General features: G+C 28.0%; 3 protein-coding genes and 1 pseudogene. All 4 read right to left on the bottom strand.

All coding sequences use genetic code 4. The features are described 5' to 3' along the window. Nucleotides 1–86: 86 nt before the first annotated feature. Nucleotides 87–1682 (bottom strand): MATE family efflux transporter, encoded by a 1596-nt coding sequence (locus EHU54_RS05105; protein WP_400249297.1) that lies wholly within the window; start codon nucleotides 1680–1682, stop codon nucleotides 87–89. Between the two features lie 125 nt (nucleotides 1683–1807). Next, complete coding sequence (locus EHU54_RS05100; protein ID WP_400249295.1) at nucleotides 1808–2161, bottom strand: hypothetical protein; 354 nt, start codon at nucleotides 2159–2161, stop codon at nucleotides 1808–1810. A gap of 322 nt (nucleotides 2162–2483) precedes the next feature. Further along, entirely contained in the window at nucleotides 2484–2786 is a 303-nt protein-coding gene (locus tag EHU54_RS05095) for an ATP-binding cassette domain-containing protein (RefSeq protein WP_400249293.1), read from the bottom strand. Nucleotides 2787–2788: 2 nt separating this feature from the next. After that, nucleotides 2789–3130, bottom strand: a pseudogene (locus EHU54_RS05090) (ABC transporter permease); the annotation flags it as partial.

Here is a 3130-nt window from a genome sequence, read left to right as displayed (position 1 = left end):
TACCAGAATAAGATTGTTTTTGTCTTTTTTTGGGCGTTGGATTGGAGTTTCGGTAGCATCAATAATAGACTTCTTGCATAACCTGGTTATTTTTTTTGTTGATGTTTCACTTTTAAAACTTTTTTAGTTCGTAAATCTTCTTGATATTCATTAAAATATGGATCAGGCTCATCAACTAATTTGTTACGATATTTTCTTCAGTAGTAAACTAAAATTGGAATAATAATTACTGCTGAAATTAAATCATTTAAACCAATAAAGACATAATAGAAAATTAGATTTCCAGTTGCTTGACTAACGCCAAAACCAATTCCAATTAATGGTAAAATTACAACAATTGAACGTAAACTACTTGTAAATGTTGCTAAAAAGGAACGATTAATTCCTTGGAACAACGTTAAAGCAATATAAGTTAATGAACAAAATGGATAAGTCATAAAGTTTAAAACAATTCATCAACGATATTTCGTTGCATATTTTTCAGGAAAAGCAAATAACATCATCATATCTTTTCCAAAAATAATAAAGACAATTAACATTAAACAAAATCAAATAATAATTAATAAACTAACCCGTTTTAAAACTTCTCAAATTCGAGCATTCTTTTTTGCCCCATAATTATAGGCAATAATACTACGAGCCCCTTGTGTAACACCAACCCCTGCTGATAATACTAGTGTCATTCATGGCACAATTGAAGAATAAAGTTCCTGCAAAACAGCAACCCCATTGTGATATTCTTGGTTTGGTAACTGAACAACAAGGAATGTTGAAACATAAGATGTAACGACTAAAGCAGCATTATTAATAAAATTTGGTAATCCTGCTTTAGTAAAATTAGCAATATTTTTTCCTTCAATTTGGAATAAGTCATTTCAGTAAAATTTTGAATAACTATTTTTTGTTTTAAAAACAATAATAAATCCTCAAATTACTTGTACTGTTCAAGAAAAAACTGTCCCCAACATTGCTCCTGACATTCCAAGATGACAAACTCTCATAAAGAAAATGGCCGCTGCAGCATTAATTAATACTGAACTTAAAATCATAATTATTACTCATTTCATTCGTCCTTCACTACGAATTAAGGACATAAAATAATAACTTAAAAACATCATTGGTGCTGCTGCTAACATTGGAAATGAATATTCTCAACATAAACTTTCTGTAATTGGATTATAATGTTTTCCCATTTGAGAAGTAATAAATATAGCGTTTCATCCCGGAAATACAATACAAAAAATTGCAAATGCAACAATGATTGAAAAAAGAACTGTTAATGAAAAACCATTTCCTGCAATTCGACACATACTTGGAATATCACGTTGCCCATAAGCAATTGAAAAATTCATTGCACAACCCATTCCAATCATAATACTAAATGACCATTGTGAGTTATATGTTTGTGAAGCATATTGAGTTGCAACATTAATAAATGACCGCATATCAGCTAAAGGAATTTCTGTAACACTAATATTTTTTAACCGATTATATGTATCAATATAAAATTGGTCATGAATTAAATCAGGTGCGGCAAATGATAATGCTAAACTTTTATCAACAATATTGTATAACCCTTGAACAATCATTAAGAAAACAGTTGGAACACAAAAGTATGTTATTGTTTTTCAAGGTTTTTCAAACCGTATTTTTTTTTCACGACCTGTTAAAACTTCTGACAAATTAATTTCCTCCCCCTAATAAAAAAATAAAAAAACCTTACGATGTAAAGTAATTTTAAAACTACATTAATAATCTTCGTTATAATTATAGCTCAAAAAAAATATTTTACTAAGGTTTTTTAACATTAATTACTTAATGCACTTGCTTTACCAAAATTTTTATTAACTGAAAAAACAACACGATCGTAAATTTCGGTAATATTTGTTACAAATGGTTTAATAGTAATTAAAATTACTTTTTCTTCAAAAGCACGATAAGCAATTTCTTTAATTTGTTCATTGCCATTTTCTAAATGTAAAATTAAACCATCTTCTAATTTTTCAATTATGGGAAGATTTAATTTTTTTACAACATTTTCTAAACTTCCTAACATTGGTTTTTCCATTACGGTAAATTGATAATAGTTTTGGGTTGAATTAATAACAGTACCCGAAAACACAACCTTACCATAATTTAGAATTGTAATCTCATCGGCCAAATCTTGCAATTCAGTTAAAATATGTGAACAAATTAAAATTGTCTTACCTTGGTTTTTAACTTTAATTAAATCATTGAATAATTCTTGGCGAGCAGTTGGGTCTAAATTAGCTGCTGGTTCATCTAAAATTAGGACCTTTGGATCCGCAATTAATTTTTGTGCTAATAAGACCTTTTTTTCATTCCTGATGAAAATGTATTAGGATTCTTAGTTCGAAATTTTCATAAATTTAGATTTTCTAAGATTTGCTTTGCTTTTACTTTTGCTTCTTTATACTTAACATCTCGTAAATAACTCATTTCAATTAAATATTTATAAACATTTAAATGTTTTGGAAACCTAGCATTTTCAGGAATATATCCAATAATTTTTTTGCTGCTGGTGAGTTCGCTTTTAAACCATTAATACTAAAATTACCACTTGTTGGAATAATTGCTCCAACTAATGATTTAATTGTTGTGGTTTTTCCTGAACCATTTGGTCCAATAAACCCATAAATTTTCCCTTTTGCAACATTCATATTAATATCATCAACAGCGACAAATTTTTTAAATTTTTTTGTAAATCCATGAATCTCGATTGCTAAATCAGGATTTGGTGTAAAATTACTTTTTTTTGTTTTCATAACTATACAAAATCCTTTCTTGTAATTCATCATAATGTTAATCCCGCTAATGCAAGTGTTACTAATAAATAATCCGTATACAAACCAGATAAACTAGTTAATGTTACTGGTTTATTAAAGTCTCCCATTAAAAAATAATTTGTTTTTGCCTTAGAATCACTTGTCTGAAAAGCAACAGAATCAATTTTAACATCTAAATAATTATTAATTGGTAACAACATTGTTGCAGCCATATCATTTGCTCCTGATACACTAGCACTAGCATTTTCTGTTCACATTACAACTCATTGTTGTCATGGATTTAAGTATGCCATTAATTTATAATTTGTTTGAGCTTTTTTAAT

Origin of the sequence: Spiroplasma sp. ald, assembly GCF_044714355.1 — a bacterium.
GTDB classification, from domain to species: domain Bacteria; phylum Bacillota_I; class Bacilli_A; order Mycoplasmatales; family Mycoplasmataceae; genus Spiroplasma; species Spiroplasma phoeniceum.
This window is presented reverse-complemented; position numbering and strand designations above follow the sequence as displayed.